An 18,658-nucleotide genomic window follows, 5' to 3' on the forward strand; every position below is an offset into this window, starting at 1 on the left:
GTCGGGTGAGCCGGAAAAATCGTTCTTCCCGCGTCCGGACATTTTCCCGGACCGAGGTCGACACTTGCCGCGCCGACCCTTAACATTTATCAAGCTTACATTTCCGCTTCTGGTGATTCATGCGCGACGCCGACCTCGAAGAGATCCGCGCCCTGTCGCTGTTCCGCGACATGGATGACGTGCATTTCGCCGCGCTGATGCGCGGCGCCTATCACCAGTCCTTCCCGCCGCAGGTCACGCTGATCGAGGAGGGCCAGGCGGCCGACTTCCTGCATGTCGTCACTGAAGGCGCCGTGGAGATGTACGCCGGCTGGGAGGGCCGCGAGACGACGATGGCGGTGGTGCGCCCGGTCTCGACCTTCATCCTCGCGGCCTGCATCAACGACGCGCCGTATCTGATGTCGGCGCGCACGCTGGTGCCGTCGCGGATCGTGCTGATCCCGGGTTCAGACCTGCGCACAGCTTTCGCCAAGGATCCCGCCTTCGCGAAGGCGATCGTCGGCGAGCTCGCCGGCTGCTACCGCAGCGTCGTGCGCCATGCCAAGGACCTGAAGCTGCGCGCCTCGCGCGAACGGCTCGCGGCCTATCTGCTGCGCCACACCCCCGCCGACGGTACAAAGGAGTTCGACCTGCAGATCGAGAAGCGGCTTCTCGCCTCCTATCTCGGGATGACGCCCGAGAACCTGTCGCGCGCGCTCCGCTCGCTGCGCGACGACGGCGTCACGGTGGAGGGCCAGCGCGTGACGATCTCGGATCTAGACGGTCTGATCGCGGTCGCCCGGCCGACGGCGCTGATCGATGGCCCCGATTGCTGCAGCGGCGAGGCGGCCGAATCCCCGTCCCGGCGCGATCCCGGCGGTCTTTGAGCCGCAAACAGCCCGCAGGACCAATCCCGGCGCAGCAGTCTCCGCGATGTGCGGGCATGCACAAGCCGTGTGCATGGGCTGGCCCCACCAGCTGAAAGACTCCGACCTACGCCGCCGTGAGTGGCCAGCCCGGCCCGGCGGCGGTGCCTCACGGTGTTTTCTGCCGAACCGCAGGGGGTTGCGGCGACCGGTCGCACGCCCGTGACTCCCTGAAACATCGCGGGCACGGCCCGGCAAATCCGCGTGAGCGGACGCGATCCGACTGTGATTTCCCTCCGCAGCGCCCTGCGCGCATCTTGATACCACAGGGCACACCCGGCCCGACCGTTCGAAACACCCGAACCCGATATTGAAAGGACCGAAGATGAAACGCCTGATGATCGCCACCGCTCTCGTTCTTGCCGCCGCCGGTACTGCCTCGGCCGTCACCGACCCCGGCGAACTGAGCGCGCCCGCCCGCATGGAAGCCCAGCGCCTGGTTCCGAATGGTGACTTCGACAACCTGAGCGCGGCGCAGGCCGACGCGATCCGCTCGATCCTGTCGAGCGACGAAGATGCCCGTGGCGGCCAGATCCGCTCGGTGCTGAACTGACATGTTTCCATGAGGGGTTTCGGGCGCCCGCCAAGCGGGCGCCCTTTTCATGCCAACGAGTGGCAACGGCGCGTTCACGAGATGCGGACATTTCTGTAACGGTCTTGGCCTGACCCCGGCCTTCGTTGCACAACTGTCGGAAATAACTGGGGATCGCATGACCGGACCGAACATGAACCGTCGCGCGGCACCGGCCAAGGCCAGCAATGACCGGACCCGGCGCGCATGAGAAAGCCGGCGCTCTTTCTCGCTCTTGCCGTCGTCATCGCCGTCCTGATCTGGCTGATCGGCCGCAATCCGCCCGATCTCGACATGCTGCGCGCACAGCTGATCGACCTCGATGCCTGGCGCGTCGAGCGGCCCCTGCTCGTCGCCGCGCTCTTCTTCGCGGCCTATGTCGCGGTCACCGCGCTGTCGTTGCCGCTCGCGGTGTGGATGACGCTGGCGGCCGGCGCGCTCTTCGGTTTCGGCTGGGGGCTCGTCCTCGTTTCCTTCGCCTCGACGATCGGCGCGACGCTCGCATTCCTTGCCGCGCGTTATCTCCTCTCGGACTGGGTGCACGAGAAATTCGGAAACCGCCTGCAGGCAATCGACGAGGGGATGGCGCGGGACGGGGCATTCTACCTCTTCACGCTTCGGCTGATCCCGGCGGTGCCGTTCGTCGCCATCAACCTCCTGATGGGGCTGACGCCGATCAAGGCCTGGGTCTTCTACCTCGTCAGCCAGATCGGCATGCTGGCCGGTACGGCGGTCTATGTAAACGCGGGCACCCAGCTTGCCCATCTCGAAAGCCTGTCGGGCATCCTGTCGGCACCGCTGATCCTGTCCTTCGTGCTGCTCGGCCTCTTTCCCTGGATCGCGAAACTGGCCCTGCGCCTCGTGAAGCGGCGGCGCGCCCATGCCGGCTGGGCCCGGCCCGCACGCTACGATCGCAACCTCGTGGTGATCGGCGCGGGCGCGGCGGGTCTCGTCTCGGCCTATATCGCGGCGGCGGTGAAGGCGAAGGTGACGCTGGTGGAGGCCCACAAGATGGGCGGCGACTGTCTGAACTACGGCTGCGTGCCGTCGAAGGCGCTGATCCGCTCGGCCAAGCTTGCCCACCAGATGCGCCATGCCGACCGCTACGGGCTCACGGCGACGCAGCCGGAGTTCTCCTTCCGCGCCATCTTCGAGCGCATCCATGCCGTGATCGCCGCGATCGAGCCGCATGACAGCGTCGCGCGTTACGAAGGGCTCGGTGTCGACGTGAGGCGCGGCCACGCGCGGCTGATCGATCCCTGGACGGTGCAGATCACCGACGACTCCGGCAATGCCGAACGGCTCACGACCCGCGCCGTGATCCTCGCCACCGGCGCGGCACCCTTCGTGCCGCCGCTGCCGGGGCTCGACGCGGTGGGCTATCTCACCTCCGACACGCTCTGGGAGGAGATGGCACGGCGCGAGATCGGGCCGAAGCGGCTCGTGGTGCTCGGCGGCGGGCCGATCGGCTGCGAGCTGGCGCAGAGCTTCGCGCGGCTCGGCTCCGAGGTCACGCAGATCGAGATGCTGCCGCGCCTTCTGATCCGCGAGGATGAAGAGGTTTCGGCGCTGGTGCAGGCGTCGATGGAGGCCGATGGGGTCACCGTGCTGACCGGGCACCGGGCGCGCTCCTGCGCCATCACCGACGGCGAGAAATGGATCGAGGTCGAGGCCGGGGGACAGACACGACGCATCGTCTTCGACGATCTCCTCGTCGCGGTCGGGCGCGCGGCCCGGCTCGACGGCTACGGGCTCGAGGAACTCGGCATCCCGACCGGGAAGGTCATCGAGACCAACGAATACCTGGAGACGCTTTACCCCAACATCCTCGCCGCGGGCGACGCGGCGGGGCCCTTCCAGTTCACCCATACCGCCGCGCATCAGGCCTGGTTCGCGACCGTCAACGCGCTCTTCGGCAAGTTCAAGCGGTTCCGCGCCGATTACCGGGTGATCCCCTGGGCCACCTTCACCGATCCCGAGATCGCGCGGGTCGGCCTGAACGAGGCGGAAGCGCGAGAGAAGAAGATCCCCCACGAGGTCACGCGCTACGGGATCGACGATCTCGACCGGGCGATCGCCGACGGTTCGGCGGAAGGCTTCGTCAAGGTGCTGACGCCGCCCGGCAAGGACGAGATCCTCGGCGTCACCATCGCCGGCGAACATGCGGGCGACCTCATCGCCGAGTTCATCTTCGCGATGAAGCAGGGCCACGGGCTGGGCAAGATCCTCTCGACGATCCACATCTATCCGACGCTGGCCGAGGCGAACAAGTTCGCCGCCGGCGAATGGCGCAAGGCGCATGTGAACGGGATGGCGCTGCGGCTCCTCGAGCGGTTTCATGCCTGGCGGAGAGGCTGAATGATCGATCGTTACCTCCTGCCCCTGCAGCGCGCGGCCCTCGTCCGCCCGGCGCGGGCGCTCGTCCGGCGCGGTGTCGGCGCAGATCAGGTGACGCTCGCGGGCTTCGGGCTCGGGCTCATCGCGGTGGGCGCGCTGGCGGCGGGGGCATACACGCTGGCGCTCTTCCTGATCGCGATGAACCGGCTCGCAGACGGGCTCGACGGCGCGGTCGCGCGCGAGGTGGGGCCGACCGAGCGCGGCGCCTTCCTCGACATCGCGCTCGACTTCGTCTTCTACGCGCTGGTGCCCTTGGGCTTCGCGCTCGCCGACCCCGCCGCCAATGCGCTCGCGGCGGCCGCGCTCATCGCCGCCTTCGTCGGCACCGGATCGAGCTTTCTCGCCTTCGCCGCCATCGCCGCGCGGCGCGGGCTTTCCGCCGAAGCCTATCCGGCGAAGGGCATCTATTACCTCGGCGGCCTGACCGAGGGCGCCGAGACCATCGCGGTCTTCGCCGCGATGTGCCTCTGGCCCGCCGCCTTCCCCACGCTCGCCTGGAGCTTCGCCGCGCTCTGCGCGATCACCACGTTAAGCCGCTGGCACCAGGGCTGGTCCGCCTTCGCCACGGCCGAACCCCGCTGACCCGGAACAGGAGACGACATGCGCCTACCCCTTCTCGCCGTGCTGGCCCTCGGCCTCGCCGCCCCCGCCCTCGCAGGGGGCTGGGACGACACCGTCGCCGCCGCGCGCGGCCAGACCGTCTACTGGAACGCCTGGGGCGGCGACGAGCGCACCAACGACTTCATCGCCTGGGCAAGCGGCGAGCTTCAGGCGCAATACGGCGTGACGATCAGCCACGTGAAGCTCTCCGACACCGCCGAGGCGGTGACGCGGGTGATCGCCGAGAAGGCGGCGGGGAAGGCGGAGGGCGGCTCGGTCGACCTCATCTGGATCAACGGCGCGAACTTCCTGTCGATGAAGGAGCAGGGGCTCCTGCACGGCCCGTTCCTACAGGACCTGCCGAACGCGCGCTATCTCGACCTCTCCGAGGGTTCGGCGGCGGTGGTGGATTTCACGATCCCGACCGAGGGCTACGAGAGTCCCTGGCGACTCGCGAAATTCGTCCTGTCCCATGACAGCGCGCGGGTGGCAGAACCGCCGCGCTCGATGGCGGCGCTCCTCGACTGGGCCAAGGCCAATCCCGGCCGCTTCACCCACCCGGCGGTTTCGAACTTCATGGGCTCCACCTTCCTCAAGCAGGCGCTGATCGAGCTCGCACCGGACGCCTCGGTGCTTCAGGCCGAGGCCACGGATGAAGCATTTTCGGCTGCAACAGAGCCGCTTTGGGCCTGGTACGACGCGCTCCGCCCCAATCTCTGGCGCGAGGGCAAGACCTTCCCCGAGAACGAGAGCGTGCTGCAGCAGATGCTGAACGACGGCGAGGTCGATTTCGCCATGGCCTTCGATCCGGCGGCGGCGGCGGCGGCGGTCGAACGCGGCCTCCTGCCCGAAACGGTCAGGAGCTACGCGCCCGAGGCGGGCTCGATCGGCAACATCAGTTTCGTCGCGATCCCTTTCAACGCCGCCCACAAGGAGGGCGCGATGGTGGTGGCGAACTTCCTCCTCGACCCTGCGGTGCAGGCGCGGGCGCAGGACATCTCCGTGCTCGGCAGCTATTCGGTGCTCGACCCCGCGAAGCTCGACGACGCGGCGAAGGCGGCCTTCGATGCCCTGCCCGCTTCCCCTGCCCTGCCCTCGAACGAGGCCCTCGGCCCGACCCTCGGCGAGCCGCATCCGAGCTGGATGACCCGCCTCGCCGAGGACTGGGCGCGGCGCTACACCGAATGACGGCGCGCGAAGGCCGCCTGCTCCGGCTTCTGGTGCTCGGCGTGGTTGCGGGCGGCCTCGTGCTGCCGATCCTCGCCGGGCTCTGGGAAACCGCGCGGGCGGCCTTCGGCCACCTGCCTGCCATCGGGGCGGAGGGGCTTTCGCTCGACCCCTGGCGGCGGCTTTTCGACCTGCCGGGTTTCGGCACCAGCCTGACGCTGACGCTCTGGACCGGCTTCGCCTCGACCGCGCTGGCGCTGATGCTCGCGGTCAGCTTCGCGGCGGCGATGTACGACCGCGCGGGCTTGCGCGGCGGCGCCCGGCTGCTGGCGCCCTTCCTCGCGACACCGCATGCGGCGCTGGCAATCGGCCTTGCCTTCCTGATCGCGCCCTCGGGCTGGATCGCCCGCCTCCTCAGCCCCTGGGCGACCGGCTGGGACCTTCCGCCCGACCTCGCCACGGTCAACGATCCGGCGGGGCTCGCGCTGATCCTCGGGCTCTTGGTCAAGGAGGTGCCGTTCTTCCTCCTGGTGATCCTTGCGGCACTGTCGCAACTGCCGGTGCGCCGCCACCTCGAGGCGGGCCGCGCGCTCGGCTACGGGCGCGGCGTGGTGTGGATCAAGGTGATCGGCCCGCAGCTCTACCCGCTGATCCGGCTGCCGGTCTACGTCGTCCTCTCCTTCGCGCTCTCGGTCGTCGACATGGCGATCGTGCTCGGCCCCTCGAACCCGCCGGTGCTGGCGGTGGCGGTCACGCGCTGGTTCCTCGCCGCCGACACGACGCTGATCCTGCCCGCCTCGGCGGCGGCGCTCCTGCAAAGCGCGGTGGTGGCCGGCGGCATCGGCCTCTGGTGGGCCGCGGAACGGACGCTCGCGCGGATCGGCCGGATCTGGATCCGGCGCGGTGGACGCGGGGTCTCGGCAGAGCCGGGGCTCGTCGCGGCCGGGGCGGCGGTCACCGGGCTGATGGCGCTCGGCGTGGGCGCCCTGATGGCGCTCGCCGTCTGGTCGGTCGCCTGGCGCTGGTCCTATCCGCGCGCCCTGCCGGAAAGCTGGAGCCTCGCCGCCTGGGGTCGTTCGGCCGCAGGCTGGGGAATGGCGGTCGAAAGCACGGTGATGATCGGCGTCGCGACGACCGCGCTGGCGCTGATCCTCGCCGTGGCCTGGCTCGAAGGCGAGGACCGTGGCCACCTGCCCCGCGCCACCTGGGCCGAGGCGCTGGTCTACCTGCCACTGCTCGTACCGCAGATCGCCTTCCTCTACGGACTCCACGTCGTCTTTCTTAAGGTCGGGATCGGCGGCGGGATCGGCGCGGTTATCTGGGCGCATGCGCTTTTCGTCTTTCCCTATGTGATGATCGCGCTCTCCGATCCGTGGCGTGCGCTCGATCCGGCGTACATTCGCGCGGCGGCGGCGCTTGGCGCCGGGCCGGTGCGGCGGCTCTTCGCGGTCAAACTGCCGATCCTGCTGCGCCCGCTGATGACCGCCGCCGCTATCGGCTTCGCGGTCTCGGTCGCGCAATACCTGCCGACGCTCTTCATGGGAGCAGGCCGGGTCGCGACGCTGACGACCGAGGCGGTGACGCTTTCGTCAGGCTCCGACCGCCGGGTCACCGGCGTCTACGCGGTACTGCAGGCCGCGCTGCCGTTCCTGGCCTATCTCGCCGCGCTTGGCGTGCCGGCGTTCCTCCACCGCCACCGGGCCGGTCTGTCAGGGGGTGCCGCTTGAGGGGTTTGGCGCTCAGATTAGTGTCTATTCAGGCGGAAAGTGCCGCTATGCCGCTCTTTCCTTCGCTCTCTCTTGCGGTCGCGCCGGGCAGCGTCACGACCATTGTCGGCCCCTCCGGCATCGGCAAGTCGACGCTGATGGAGTTCATCGGAGGCCATCTGCCGCGCAGCTTCCGCGCGGCGGGCACAGTGATCCTCGACGGTCGCGACGTCACCCGCCTGCCGGCCGAAGCACGGCGCATCGGCGTCCTGTTTCAGGACGCGGCCCTCTTTCCGCATCTCTCGGTCGGCGACAATCTCGCCTTCGGGCTTGCCGCCCATGTCCGCGGCCGCGCGGCGCGGGCGGTGGCGGTGGCAAACGCGCTCGATCAGGCCGGGCTTCCGGGCTTCGCCGCGCGCGATCCCGCGACGCTCTCGGGTGGCCAGCGCGCCCGCGTCGCGCTGATGCGGACGCTGCTCGCGGAGCCTTGCGCGCTATTGCTGGACGAACCCTTCGCGAAACTCGACCCGGCGCTGCGCGAAGAGTTGAGGCGCTTCGTCTTCGACCATGTCCGCGACCGCGACATTCCCGTGCTGATGGTCACCCATGACGCAACCGATGCCGAGGCGGCCGGCGGCCCCGTGGTCAGCCTTTAGCCCCCTCTGCGGACGGCGTGTAGGGTTCGTAGCCGGGGACCTGCCTGATCAGCCACCGCGCCGTGGCGCGGCCGAGACTGTCGAAAAGTGTCTATTCCGGCGGGAAATGCAACAATCATGACCGCCTCCGTGTCGTGATCCGGTCACTGGCAGCGGCGCTTGCAACGTGAAGCGCGGTTCCGCCACCGGGAATCCTGCTGATCCGGGTCCTGAATAGGATATGATGCGCGCCGGGGTCCTGGTCATCAACTGGCCTCAACGCGCACCGAGCCGGGTGTAACGGACGCCGACCCGGACGCCGGCGGCGCCGGAAGGAAACGAAGTGAGAGACGAGCGGAAGACTGCGCCGGACCGCCGTGACGCGCGGACCGGCCGATTGCGCGCGTGGATCGGCCGGATCGGCTTGCGGCTCGTGGTGCTCTTGTGCCTGGTCTGGGCGGCGCATGGTCTGATCGGCTGGACGATGGCGGAGTCGCGGGCGCTGAAGGACGGTGCCAGCCCGGCGCTCTGGCTGCTGGTGCTTCTTCTCGTCGCCTATGCGCTTCTGATCGCGCTGCCGTTCGTGCCGGGGGTGGAGCTTGGCCTCACGCTGCTGATGATCGAGGGGGGCTGGATCGCACCCTTCATCTGGGGGGCAACGCTTGCCGGGCTGATGCTGTCGTTCCTGGCCGGACTGACTCTGCCCTACCCTGCGCTTCAGCGCACGCTGGCCGATCTCCGGCTCCGGCGCGCGGCCGAGCTTGTGGCGCAGATCGAGCCCCTGGACCGCGAGGCGCGGCTCGACCACTTGCGAAGCCACCTGCCGCGCTGGCTGGCACCGCTGGCGCGGAACTACCGCTATCTCCTGCTGGCGCTCCTGATCAACCTGCCGGGAAACTCGTTGCTCGGCGGCGGCGGCGGCATCCTCATGCTCGCAGGATGCAGCCGCCTCTTCGCGGTGCCGGTCACGCTTCTGACCGTGGCGCTCGCGGTCGCGCCGGTGCCGATCCTCGTCTTCGCGCTCGGCGAGGGACTGCCGCTGCCGGGCTTCTGACGCCCGCCGCCTCAGCCGACCCGGCGGCGGGCGAGGCTCGGTCCCGAGGGTGCGAAGCGGTTGCGCAGGATCTGCAGGAGCCGCCTGTGCATCGAGCGGTGGCGGTTGCGGATATGCAGGCCGGCATAGATCGGCTGCGGGATCGGCGGCGCGTCGCCGACCAGGCGGCAGGTGCCGGCGCGGGTAAGCTCGGCGGCCGATTGGCGCAATACGTAGGCCGTCCCGCCGAGCGAGCCGAGAAGCGCCACCATCGCCGCGTTCTGGCCGATCGACAAGCTCGCGGCGGCCAGCCGCGGATGCATCTGCGCATGGATCTGCGGCATCGCGTCGGAATAATGCGGCATGATGTAGGTCTCGCGGTTCACCTCGCCGAGGCGGTCGGTCTCGGTCGACACCATGAGATAGGTGATCTCGCCCAAAGTCTCGAAATAGAGATCGGGGTGGAAGCGCGGGGTGAAGAGGATCGCGAAATCCTCGACGCCGGTGGAGAGGTCGGAACTCATCTGCGCCGAGTAGTCGGCCTCGAAGAGGAAGGACGTACCGGGCAGCGCGGCGCGGAAATCCTTGATCAGTTCGGAGAAGTGGATGCCGACGAGATCATGCTGGATGCCGATCCGCATCGTCACCGCGCCGGAACCGGATTCGCCGATCGCGTGGCGCGCCTCGGTCCAGCCATGCAGCAGCGCGCGCGCATGCGGCGCGAAGCGCAGCCCCTCGGTCGTGAGCTCGGTGCCAGAGCGCGAGCGGATGAAGAGCCGGTGGCCGAGCGTGGCCTCGAGCGAGCGGATGCGGCCCGACACGGTGGACTGGGTGATTCCGAGCCGGTCGGCGGTGCGGTTGAAACTGCGGGTGGTGCAGAGGTCGAGAAAGGTCTCGATGAGTTCGATCTGCATCAGAGCGTCATCCCGTCGGGCAGGGGGCCGAGATCCGCGCGGACCGTCGCGAGCGTGTCGAGATCGCGCACCCATTCGTAAAAGATGCCCTTCACGGTCGTCACGGTGATCCCGGCGTCGCGCATCCGGTCGAGCCCGGCCTCATGGCAGGTTCCCGGCGATCCGGTCGCATCGGCCAGCACCGCGACCCGGTACCCGGCGGCGATAAGCCCGAGCGCCGACTGGGCGACGCAGACATCGGTCTCGAGCCCCACAAGCACCGCCTGCGGCCGGTGGAAGGCGCGGGCGGCGGCGAGAATGTCGGGCTGTCCGGCGAGTCCGAAGACCCGTTTGTCGTGGACCGGTACCTCCGCACCGAGCGCTGCGACGATCTCGGGCAGGGGCGGGCCGTTCCGGGCGACATCCTCGGCCATGGCGAGGACCGGGACACCGAGCCTTCGGGCGGTGCCGATCAGCCAGCATATGCGGCCCGCAAGAGGGCCGCGCGCCTCGGGCGCGAGCTTGTCGACAAAGACCTTCTGCACGTCGATCACGGCGAGGAACGACTTCGTTCGGTGGAACAGGGGATCGGACATGCAGCGCCTCCACTAATCGGCCATTCCGATCAATAATACGACACCTGACGAATTGAAAGCGGAACGAACTGCCCCGATACTCCGGCCGCAAATCACTTGGGGGGCGTCATGGCCGAGATTCCGACGACAGCGCGTGTGGTCATCATCGGGGGCGGCGCCGTCGGCGTCTCGACCCTCTATCATCTGGCCAAGGCCGGCTGGACCGAATGCGTGCTGCTGGAGAAGAACGAGCTGACCGCCGGATCGACCTGGCACGCGGCGGGCAACGTGCCGACCTTCTCGACCTCCTGGTCGATCATGAACATGCAGCGCTATTCGACCGAGCTCTACCGCGGCCTCGGCGAGGCGGTCGACTATCCGATGAACTACCACGTCACCGGCTCGATCCGGCTTGCCCATTCCAACGAGCGGATGCAGGAATTCGAGCGCGCGAAGGGCATGGGCCGCTACCAGGGCATCGACATGGAGATGCTCGGGGTGGACGAGATCCAGGGCAAGTATCCGTTCATCGAATTGCATGACCTGAAAGGCGCGCTCTACGATCCGACCGACGGCGACATCGACCCCGCGCAGCTGACGCAGGCGCTGGCCAAGGGCGCCCGCGACCTCGGCGCGACGATCCTGCGCTTCACCCCGGCGACGGGCGTGAGCCGCGAGAACGGCGAATGGATCATCCATACCGAGAAGGGCGACATCCGCTGCGAATACGTCGTCAACGCCGCCGGCTACTACGCCCAGAAGGTCGGCGAATGGTTCAAGCCCTATGGCGGGCGCACCGTGCCGATGATGGTGATGAGCCACCAGTACCTGCTCTCGGAGCCGGTGGCCGAGCTCGAGGCCTGGTCGAAGGAGAACGGCCGCAAGCTGCCGCTCCTGCGCGACGTCGACACCTCCTACTACCTGCGTCAGGAGAAGACCGGCTTCAACCTTGGGCCTTATGAGCGCAACTGCAAGGCGCATTGGGTGACGCCGAACGACCCGTTCCCGGAGGATTTCTCGTTCCAGCTCTACCCGGACGATCTCGACCGGCTGGAATGGTATATCGAGGACGCGATGGCGCGGGTGCCGCTCCTCGGCTCCTCGGGCATCAGCCGGGTCATCAACGGCCCGATTCCCTATGCGCCGGACGGTCTGCCGCTGATGGGGCCGATGCCGGGCGTGCCGAACGCCTTCGAGGCCTGCGTGTTTACCTTCGGCATCGCCCAGTCGGGCGGCGCGGGCAAGGTGATGGCGGAATGGATCACCGAAGGCGCGACCGAATGGGACATGTGGGCGGTCGATCCGCGCCGCTACACCGACTACACCGACCGCGACTACTGCATCGCCAAGGGCATGGAGACCTACGGCCACGAATACGCGATGCATTTCCCCTGGCACCGCTGGCCCACCGCGCCGGACCGCAAGCTATCGCCGGTGCATGACAAGGTGAAGGCGCTTGGCGGACAGTTCGGGGTCTACAACGGCTGGGAACGCGCGACCTGGTTCGCCAAGCCCGGCGACGACACCTCGGAGGAGGCGACGCATACCTGGGGCCGCTCGGGTCCGTGGGAACAGCGGATCAAGGAAGAATGCGAGGCGGTGCGCGACGGGGTCGGCGTGCTCGACCTGCCGGGCTTCTCGCGCTTCAACCTCTCCGGGGCGGGCGCGGCCGACTGGCTGCGAGGCATGATCTCGGGCGGTTTGCCGAAGGTCGGGCGCATGAACCTCGGCTATTTCCCCGACAATCGCGGCCGGATCCTGACCGAGATGTCGATCCTGCGCCACGGCGAGGAGGAATTCACGCTGATCACCGCGGCCACCGCCCAGTGGCATGACGGCGAGCATCTGAAAAAGAACCTCGCGGCGGGCCTGACGCTGACCGACCACACCACCGAATATGACACGCTGATCGTCACCGGGCCGAAAGCGCGCGACCTCTTCGCAGCGATCGGCGAGGCGGATCTGAAGCTGCCCTGGCTGTCGATCCAGACCGGTACCGTTGCGGGCAAGCCGGCGATGCTGGCGCGGGTGAGCTTCGCGGGCGAGCTTGGCTGGGAGGTTCACGCCAAGGTCGCCGACATGCCGGCGATCTATGACGCGGTGCTCGGCGCCGGTTCGAAGCCCTTCGGCATGTGGGCGCTGAACGCGCTTCGCATCGAGAAGGGCTACCGGGCCTGGAAGGGCGATCTCTCTACCGATTACTCGCTCTTGGAAGGCGGGCTGGAACGGTTCGTCAAGTTCGACAAGCCGCAGGACTTCCCCGGCAAGGCAGCCCTTCTGGCCGAGAAGCAGCAAGGGTCGAAGAAGCGGTTCGTGACGCTGACCGTCGAGGCCGGCGAGGCGGATGCGCCCTACATGTCGACGCTCTGGCACGATGGCCAGGTCGTGGGCGAGACCACGTCGGGCGCCTGGGGCTACCGGGTCGGCAAGTCGATCGCGCTCGGGATGCTGCGGGCCGATCTCGCGGTGCCCGGCACCGAGATCGAGGTCGAGATCTACGGCGAGCGGTGCCGCGCGGTGGTCGAGGAAGACCAGCCGCTCTGGGATCCGGAGAACGCGCGGATCCGCGCGTGACGGGCGGAGGCCGGGGGTTTCACCCCCGGACCCCCAGGATATTTTCAGCAAGATGAAGGGTCAGAACAGTGACTAACCTGCCTAAAAAAGCTCGGGTCGTGATCGTCGGAGGGGGCGTGGTCGGGTGTTCGGTCGCCTATCACCTGACCAAGCTCGGCTGGAAGGACGTGGTGCTTCTGGAGCGCAAGCAGCTCACCTGTGGCACGACCTGGCATGCGGCGGGGCTGATCGGCCAGCTCCGCGCCTCGGCCAACATGACGCGGCTCGCCAAGTATTCCGCCGATCTCTATCGCGGGCTCGAGGCGGAGACGGGACTGGCGACCGGGATGAAGCAGGTGGGCTCGATCTCGGTGGCGCTGACCGAGGCGCGGAAAGAGGAGCTTTATCGCGGCGCCTCGATGGCGCGGGCCTTCGGCGTGCCGGTGGAGGAGATCTCGCCCCAGGAGGTGAAGGAGCGCTATCCGCATCTCAACATCGAGGGCGTGAAGGCGGGCGTCTGGCTGCCGACGGACGGGCAGGGCGATCCGGCGAACATCGCTCTGGCCTTGGCCAAGGGCGCCCGCCAGCGCGGCGCGGTCGTGGCCGAGGGCGTGAAGGTGACGGGCATCGCGGTCGAGGGCCGTCGGGCTAAGTCGGTCTCGTGGGAGCAGGGGGGCGAAAAGGGCACGATCGAGGCCGAGCATGTCGTCAACTGCGCCGGCATGTGGGGCCATGAGGTCGGCCGCATGGCAGGCGTCAACGTGCCGTTGCACGCTTGCGAGCATTTCTACATCGTGACCGAGCCGATCCCGGGCCTGACGCAGATGCCGGTGCTGCGGGTGCCGGACGAATGCGCCTATTACAAGGAGGATGCGGGCAAGTACCTGCTCGGCGCCTTCGAGCCGAATGCGAAACCCTGGGGCATGAACGGCATCCCGGAGGATTTCTGCTTCGACCAGTTGCCCGAGGATTTCGACCATTTCGAGCCGATTCTCGAACGCGCGGTGAACCGGCTGCCGATGCTGGCCGAGGCAGGGATCCATACGTTCTTCAACGGGCCGGAGAGCTTCACGCCGGACGACGCCTATAATCTCGGGCTCTCGCTTGAGGTCGACAATTACTGGGTCGCGGCCGGATTCAACTCGATCGGCATCCAGTCGGCCGGCGGCGCGGGCATGGCGCTCGCGCAGTGGATGGAGACGGGCGAGAAGCCGTTCGATCTCGGCGATGTCGATGTCGGCCGCAACCAGCCCTTCCAGGGCAACCGGCACTATCTTTTCGAACGCTCGAAGGAGACGCTGGGCCTGCTTTACGCCGATCACTATCCCTACCGCCAGAAGGCCACCGCGCGCGGGGTGCGGCGGACGCCGTTCCACGGGCATCTGGAGGCCAACGGCGCGGTCTTCGGCGAGATCGGCGGCTGGGAGCGGGCGAACTGGTTCGCGAACGAGGGCCAGGAGCGGGACTACCAGTACAGCTGGGGGCCGCAGAACTGGTTTTCCAACCAGGCCGCCGAGCACAGGGCGGTCAGGACCAATGTCGGCATGTACGACATGTCGTCCTTCGGCAAGATCCGGGTCGAGGGGCGCGATGCCGAGGCCTATCTCAACCATATCTCGGGCGCGGACATGTCGGTGGCGCCCGGCAAGATCGTCTATACCCAGTTCCTGAACAGGACGGGCGGGATCGAGGCCGACGTGACCGTGACGCGGCTCTCCGAGACCGCCTATCTGGTGGTGACGCCGGCCGTGACGCGGCTCAAGGACCAGGTCTGGATGCGCCGGCATATCGGCGCGTTCAACGTCGTCCTCACCGATGTGACGGCGGGCGAGGGCGTGCTGGCGGTGATGGGGCCGAACGCGCGCAAGTTGATGCAGGCGGTGAGCCCGAACGACTTCTCGAACGGGGCGAACCCCTTCGGCACCGCGCAGGAGATCGAGATCGGCATGGGCCTCGCGCGGGCGCATCGCGTGTCCTATGTCGGCGAGCTCGGCTGGGAGGTCTATGTCTCGTCCGACATGTGCGGCCATGTCTTCGAGACGCTCTGGGAAGCTGGTCAGGGCATGGGGCTGAAGCTCTGCGGCATGCACATGATGGATTCTTGCCGGATCGAGAAGGCATTCCGGCATTTCGGCCATGACATCACCTGCGAGGACCATGTGCTGGAGGCGGGTCTCGGCTTCGCCGTGAAGACCACGAAGCCCGATTTCATCGGCCGCGACGCGGTCTTGCGGAAGAAGGAGGCGGGGCTCGAGAAGCGACTGGTGCAGTTCAGGCTCTCCGATCCCGGGGTGATGGTCTATCACAACGAGCCGCTGATCCGTGACGGCAAGATCGTGAGCTATCTGTCGTCGGGCGCCTATGGCCACCATCTCGGTGCCGCGATCGGCATGGGCTATGTGCCCTGCAAGGGCGAGACGGCCGCGGACGTGCTGGGATCGGCCTATGAGGTCGAGGTGGCCGGGCGGCGGGTGAAGGCGGAGGCGTCGCTGGCGCCGATGTATGACCCGAAATCGGAACGCGTGCGCATGTGAGTGAGCGCCGGGGGGCCGTCTGCCCCCCGGACCCCCCGAGGATATTTCTGAAAAGAAGATGCCCATTGGCATTTCAGGAGAGACGGCAATGTCTGATGAATCCACGAATTGCGAACCGCGGCGGGCGGCACGGGCCGGCGGGCGCGAGGCGCGCCGGGCAGCGCGGGCGGCGCCCCTGGCCGAGGGTATGCGGCCGATCCGGGCCGGACTGCCGGGCGGGCAATACAAGCCCCTGACCGAAGCGGGGATGGCGAAGATCCATCAGGCGGCGCTCGACGCGCTGGAAGTGATCGGGCTTTCACAGGCGCCGGCATCCGGCGTCGAGATCATGACAAAGGCTGGCGCGATACAGGGCGATGACGGGCGGCTCCGGTTCCCGCGCGCGCTGGTCGAGGACATGCTGGCGAAGGCGGCGCGCGACATCACGCTCTGCGGCCGCGATCCGAAGCACGACCTGCATCTGAGCGGGACCAACGTGCATTTCGGCACCGCCGGGGCGGCGGTTCACATCGTCGATCTGGAGACCAACACCTATCGCGATTCGACCGCGCAGGACCTCTTCGACGCGGCGCGGATCACCCACAATCTCGACAACGTGCATTTCTTCCAGCGGGCGATGGTCTGCCGGGACGTGCTCGACAATCTCGAGATGGACCTCAACACGGTCTATGCCTGCGTCTCGGCGACGACCAAGCATATCGGCACGTCCTTCTCCGACCCGAGCCATGTCGAGCCCTGCATGGGTCTCATTCACCGGCTCGCGGGCGGCGAGGAGGCCTGGCGGGCGCGGCCCTTCATCTCGAACTCCAACTGCTTCGTCGTGCCGCCGATGAAGTTCGCCGAGGAGAGCTGCGTGGCGATGGAGCACTGCATCCGCGCCGGGATGCCGGTTCTCCTCCTGTCGGCCGGGCAGGCGGGCGCGACCGCACCGGCGCCGATCGCACTCGCCATCGTGCAGGCGGTGGCGGAATGCCTTGCGGGCGTCGTCTACGTCAACGCGATGAAGCCGGGCCATCCGGCGATCTTCGGCACCTGGCCCTTCGTCTCGGACCTGCGTACCGGGGCGATGTCGGGCGGCTCGGCAGAGCAGGCGCTGCTGACGGCCGGTTGCTCGCAGATGCACAAGTTCTACAACCTCCCCGGCGGGGCGGCGGCGGGGATCTCGGATGCCAAGCTGCCGGACATGCAGGCGGGCTGGGAGCAGGGCATCACCAACGTGCTGGCCGGGCTTTCGGGCCTCAACATGGTCTATGAATCGGTGGGGATGCATGCCTCGCTTCTCGGCTTCTGTCTCGAAAGCCTCGTGCTTGGCGACGATATCCTCGGCCAGGTGCTGCGCACCGTGCGCGGCATCGACGTGACCGAGGACTCGACCTCGATCGAGGCGATGAAGGCGGTGTGCCTTGGCGGCCCCGGCCATTACCTCGGCTCGGACCAAACGCTTCAGCTCATGCAGACGGAATACGTCTACCCGACGCTCGGCAACCGGATGAGCCCGAAGGAATGGGTCGAGGCCGACCGGCCGATGCTTCTCGACAAGGCGATCGCGCGCAAGAACGAGATCCTGTCGAAGGCCGGGATCCAGGTCGACCCACAGCTCGATGCGGCGATCCGCAAGGACTACAACATCTATTTCGGGCTGAAATAGTGTCTGTTCTTGCGCGTCTGGGGCAGTTCTACATCAATGGCGCCTGGGTCGGTCCGGGCGCCGGGGCGAGAACCATGCCGGTCGAGAACCCGGCGACCGAGGAGATCGTGGGCGAGGTCGCCATCGGCACGGCGGAGGATGCCGACCGGGCGATCCTTGCGGCACGGGCGGCGTTTCCGGCCTTCTCGGCCAAGCCCGCCTCCGAACGCGTCGCGCTCCTGAAGCGGGTGCGCGAGGTCTATCTCGACCGCGCCGAGGATCTCGCGCAGGCGATGTCGGTCGAGATGGGGGCGCCGATCGGCTTTTCCCGCGAGGCGCAGGTCTGGGCGGGCGACGTGCATCTCGCCGCCACCATCGACGCGGCCGAGCGCTTCCCCTGGGAGGAGCTGCGCGGCACCACGCTCATTCAGCGCGAGGCGATCGGGGTGGTGGGGCTGATCACGCCCTGGAACTGGCCGATGAACCAGATCGTCTGCAAGGTCGCTCCGGCGCTCGCGGCGGGCTGCACGATGGTCCTGAAGCCCTCCGAGATCGCGCCGCTGTCGGGGCTCATCTTCGCCGAGATCATGGATGCGGCGGGCGTTCCGGCCGGGGTCTTCAACCTCGTGAACGGCGACGGGCCGGGCGTGGGTGCGCGGCTTTCGTCGCATCCCGAGGTCGACATGGTCTCCTTCACAGGCTCGACCCGGGCCGGGATCCTCGTGGCGCAGGCCGCCGCGCCGACGGTCAAGCGGGTGGCGCAGGAACTGGGCGGCAAGTCGGCCAACATCATCCTCGCCTCAGCCGATCTGAAGGCGGCGGTCGAGGGCGGCGTCGAGGCCTGCATGGCGAACACCGGCCAGAGCTGCGATGCGCCGACGCGGATGTTCGTGCAGCGCGCGGCGCATGAGTCGGCGCTGGGCATTGCCGGGGCGAAGGCCGCGAGCCTCCGCGTCGGCGACCCGAGTGATGCGGCGGTGGCGCTCGGTCCCGTCGTCAGCGGGGTGCAGTACGAGAAGATCCAGGGGCTGATCCAGACCGGCATCGACGAGGGCGCGGTTCTGGTCGCGGGCGGGCTCGGCCGGCCGGACGGCCTCAACCGGGGCCATTTTGTGCGCCCGACCGTGTTCGGCAATGTCACCCCCGGCATGACCATCGCGCGCGAGGAGATCTTCGGGCCCGTGCTCGCGATCATGCCCTATGACAGCGTGGACGAGGCCGTCGCGATGGCCAATGACAGCGTCTACGGTCTCGGCGGCTATGTGCAGGGCGAGATCACCGAGGCCCGCGCGGTGGCGCGGCGCCTGCGCACCGGGCAGGTGCAGATCAACTACCCCGACTGGGACACCTTCGCCCCGTTCGGCGGTTACAAGCAATCTGGCAATGGCCGTGAATATGCCGACTGGGGCATCCACGACTTCTGCGAGACGAAGGGCATCATCGGATACGGCGCCTGAGGCGC

14 protein-coding genes are annotated in these 18,658 nt (G+C 68.0%); 12 read left to right on the top strand and 2 right to left on the bottom strand.

Annotated features, from left to right (window positions below):
* Nucleotides 1-119: 119 nt before the first annotated feature.
* From R5H32_RS06900 to R5H32_RS06935, 8 genes are all read left to right on the top strand, one after another.
* Nucleotides 120-866, top strand: a complete 747-nt coding sequence (locus tag R5H32_RS06900) for a helix-turn-helix domain-containing protein (RefSeq protein WP_318337955.1) — start codon at nucleotides 120-122, stop codon at nucleotides 864-866.
* 364 nt (nucleotides 867-1,230) lie between these two features.
* Nucleotides 1,231-1,458, top strand: coding sequence for a hypothetical protein (locus R5H32_RS06905; protein WP_318337956.1), 228 nt, complete (start codon nucleotides 1,231-1,233; stop codon nucleotides 1,456-1,458).
* A gap of 225 nt (nucleotides 1,459-1,683) precedes the next feature.
* Nucleotides 1,684-3,834 (top strand): FAD-dependent oxidoreductase, encoded by a 2,151-nt coding sequence (locus tag R5H32_RS06910; RefSeq protein ID WP_318337957.1) that lies wholly within the window; start codon nucleotides 1,684-1,686, stop codon nucleotides 3,832-3,834.
* A complete protein-coding gene (locus R5H32_RS06915) occupies nucleotides 3,835-4,455 on the top strand; it encodes a CDP-alcohol phosphatidyltransferase family protein (RefSeq protein ID WP_318337958.1) in 621 nt (206 codons plus the stop codon). It begins immediately after the preceding gene.
* Nucleotides 4,456-4,473: 18 nt separating this feature from the next.
* A complete protein-coding gene (locus R5H32_RS06920; protein WP_318337959.1) occupies nucleotides 4,474-5,661 on the top strand; it encodes an ABC transporter substrate-binding protein in 1,188 nt (395 codons plus the stop codon).
* Nucleotides 5,658-7,367 (top strand): ABC transporter permease, encoded by a 1,710-nt coding sequence (locus R5H32_RS06925; protein WP_318337960.1) that lies wholly within the window; start codon nucleotides 5,658-5,660, stop codon nucleotides 7,365-7,367. The genes R5H32_RS06920 and R5H32_RS06925 overlap by 4 nt, the downstream gene beginning before the upstream one ends.
* Nucleotides 7,368-7,414: 47 nt before the next feature.
* Nucleotides 7,415-8,002 (top strand): ATP-binding cassette domain-containing protein, encoded by a 588-nt coding sequence (locus R5H32_RS06930; protein WP_318337961.1) that lies wholly within the window; start codon nucleotides 7,415-7,417, stop codon nucleotides 8,000-8,002.
* A gap of 322 nt (nucleotides 8,003-8,324) precedes the next feature.
* Complete coding sequence (locus tag R5H32_RS06935) at nucleotides 8,325-9,035, top strand: hypothetical protein (protein ID WP_318337962.1); 711 nt, start codon at nucleotides 8,325-8,327, stop codon at nucleotides 9,033-9,035.
* Between the two features lie 11 nt (nucleotides 9,036-9,046).
* Here R5H32_RS06935 and R5H32_RS06940 read toward each other — a convergent pair whose 3' ends face one another.
* Together R5H32_RS06940 and R5H32_RS06945 are read right to left on the bottom strand one after the other, a co-directional pair.
* Nucleotides 9,047-9,928, bottom strand: coding sequence for a LysR family transcriptional regulator (locus R5H32_RS06940; protein WP_318337963.1), 882 nt, complete (start codon nucleotides 9,926-9,928; stop codon nucleotides 9,047-9,049).
* Complete coding sequence (locus tag R5H32_RS06945) at nucleotides 9,928-10,503, bottom strand: isochorismatase family protein (RefSeq protein WP_318337964.1); 576 nt, start codon at nucleotides 10,501-10,503, stop codon at nucleotides 9,928-9,930. The genes R5H32_RS06940 and R5H32_RS06945 overlap by 1 nt, the downstream gene beginning before the upstream one ends.
* A 108-nt stretch (nucleotides 10,504-10,611) precedes the next feature.
* Between R5H32_RS06945 and R5H32_RS06950 the strand changes: the two genes are divergently transcribed.
* The 4 genes from R5H32_RS06950 (at nucleotide 10,612) to R5H32_RS06965 (ending at nucleotide 18,653) form a co-directional block, all read left to right on the top strand.
* On the top strand, nucleotides 10,612-13,056 hold the full coding sequence (locus R5H32_RS06950) for an FAD-dependent oxidoreductase (RefSeq protein ID WP_318337965.1): 2,445 nt from the start codon (nucleotides 10,612-10,614) through the stop codon (nucleotides 13,054-13,056).
* Between the two features lie 68 nt (nucleotides 13,057-13,124).
* Entirely contained in the window at nucleotides 13,125-15,569 is a 2,445-nt protein-coding gene (locus tag R5H32_RS06955; RefSeq protein ID WP_318337966.1) for an FAD-dependent oxidoreductase, read from the top strand.
* Nucleotides 15,570-15,657: 88 nt separating this feature from the next.
* Nucleotides 15,658-17,217: a trimethylamine methyltransferase family protein gene (locus R5H32_RS06960; protein ID WP_318337967.1), complete on the top strand. Its 1,560-nt coding sequence runs from the start codon at nucleotides 15,658-15,660 to the stop codon at nucleotides 17,215-17,217.
* Nucleotides 17,217-18,653, top strand: a complete 1,437-nt coding sequence (locus tag R5H32_RS06965; protein ID WP_318337968.1) for an aldehyde dehydrogenase family protein — start codon at nucleotides 17,217-17,219, stop codon at nucleotides 18,651-18,653. The genes R5H32_RS06960 and R5H32_RS06965 overlap by 1 nt, the downstream gene beginning before the upstream one ends.
* Nucleotides 18,654-18,658: the final 5 nt, after the last annotated feature.

This window comes from Defluviimonas sp. D31 (genome assembly GCF_033436765.1).
Classification (GTDB): Bacteria; Pseudomonadota; Alphaproteobacteria; order Rhodobacterales; family Rhodobacteraceae; genus Albidovulum.

Bases quoted from the DNA above. Each gene is read 5' to 3' on its own strand.
- R5H32_RS06915 (WP_318337958.1), top strand. From the start codon at position 3,835: ATGATCGATCGTTACCTCCTGCCCCTGCAGCGCGCGGCCCTCGTCCGC.
- R5H32_RS06910 (WP_318337957.1), top strand. From the start codon at position 1,684: ATGAGAAAGCCGGCGCTCTTTCTCGCTCTTGCCGTCGTCATCGCCGTC.
- R5H32_RS06940 (WP_318337963.1), bottom strand. From the start codon at position 9,928: ATGCAGATCGAACTCATCGAGACCTTTCTCGACCTCTGCACCACCCGC.
- R5H32_RS06930 (WP_318337961.1), top strand. From the start codon at position 7,415: ATGCCGCTCTTTCCTTCGCTCTCTCTTGCGGTCGCGCCGGGCAGCGTC.
- R5H32_RS06950 (WP_318337965.1), top strand. From the start codon at position 10,612: ATGGCCGAGATTCCGACGACAGCGCGTGTGGTCATCATCGGGGGCGGC.
- R5H32_RS06920 (WP_318337959.1), top strand. From the start codon at position 4,474: ATGCGCCTACCCCTTCTCGCCGTGCTGGCCCTCGGCCTCGCCGCCCCC.
- R5H32_RS06900 (WP_318337955.1), top strand. From the start codon at position 120: ATGCGCGACGCCGACCTCGAAGAGATCCGCGCCCTGTCGCTGTTCCGC.
- R5H32_RS06945 (WP_318337964.1), bottom strand. From the start codon at position 10,503: ATGTCCGATCCCCTGTTCCACCGAACGAAGTCGTTCCTCGCCGTGATC.
- R5H32_RS06925 (WP_318337960.1), top strand. From the start codon at position 5,658: ATGACGGCGCGCGAAGGCCGCCTGCTCCGGCTTCTGGTGCTCGGCGTG.
- R5H32_RS06905 (WP_318337956.1), top strand. From the start codon at position 1,231: ATGAAACGCCTGATGATCGCCACCGCTCTCGTTCTTGCCGCCGCCGGT.
- R5H32_RS06960 (WP_318337967.1), top strand. From the start codon at position 15,658: ATGTCTGATGAATCCACGAATTGCGAACCGCGGCGGGCGGCACGGGCC.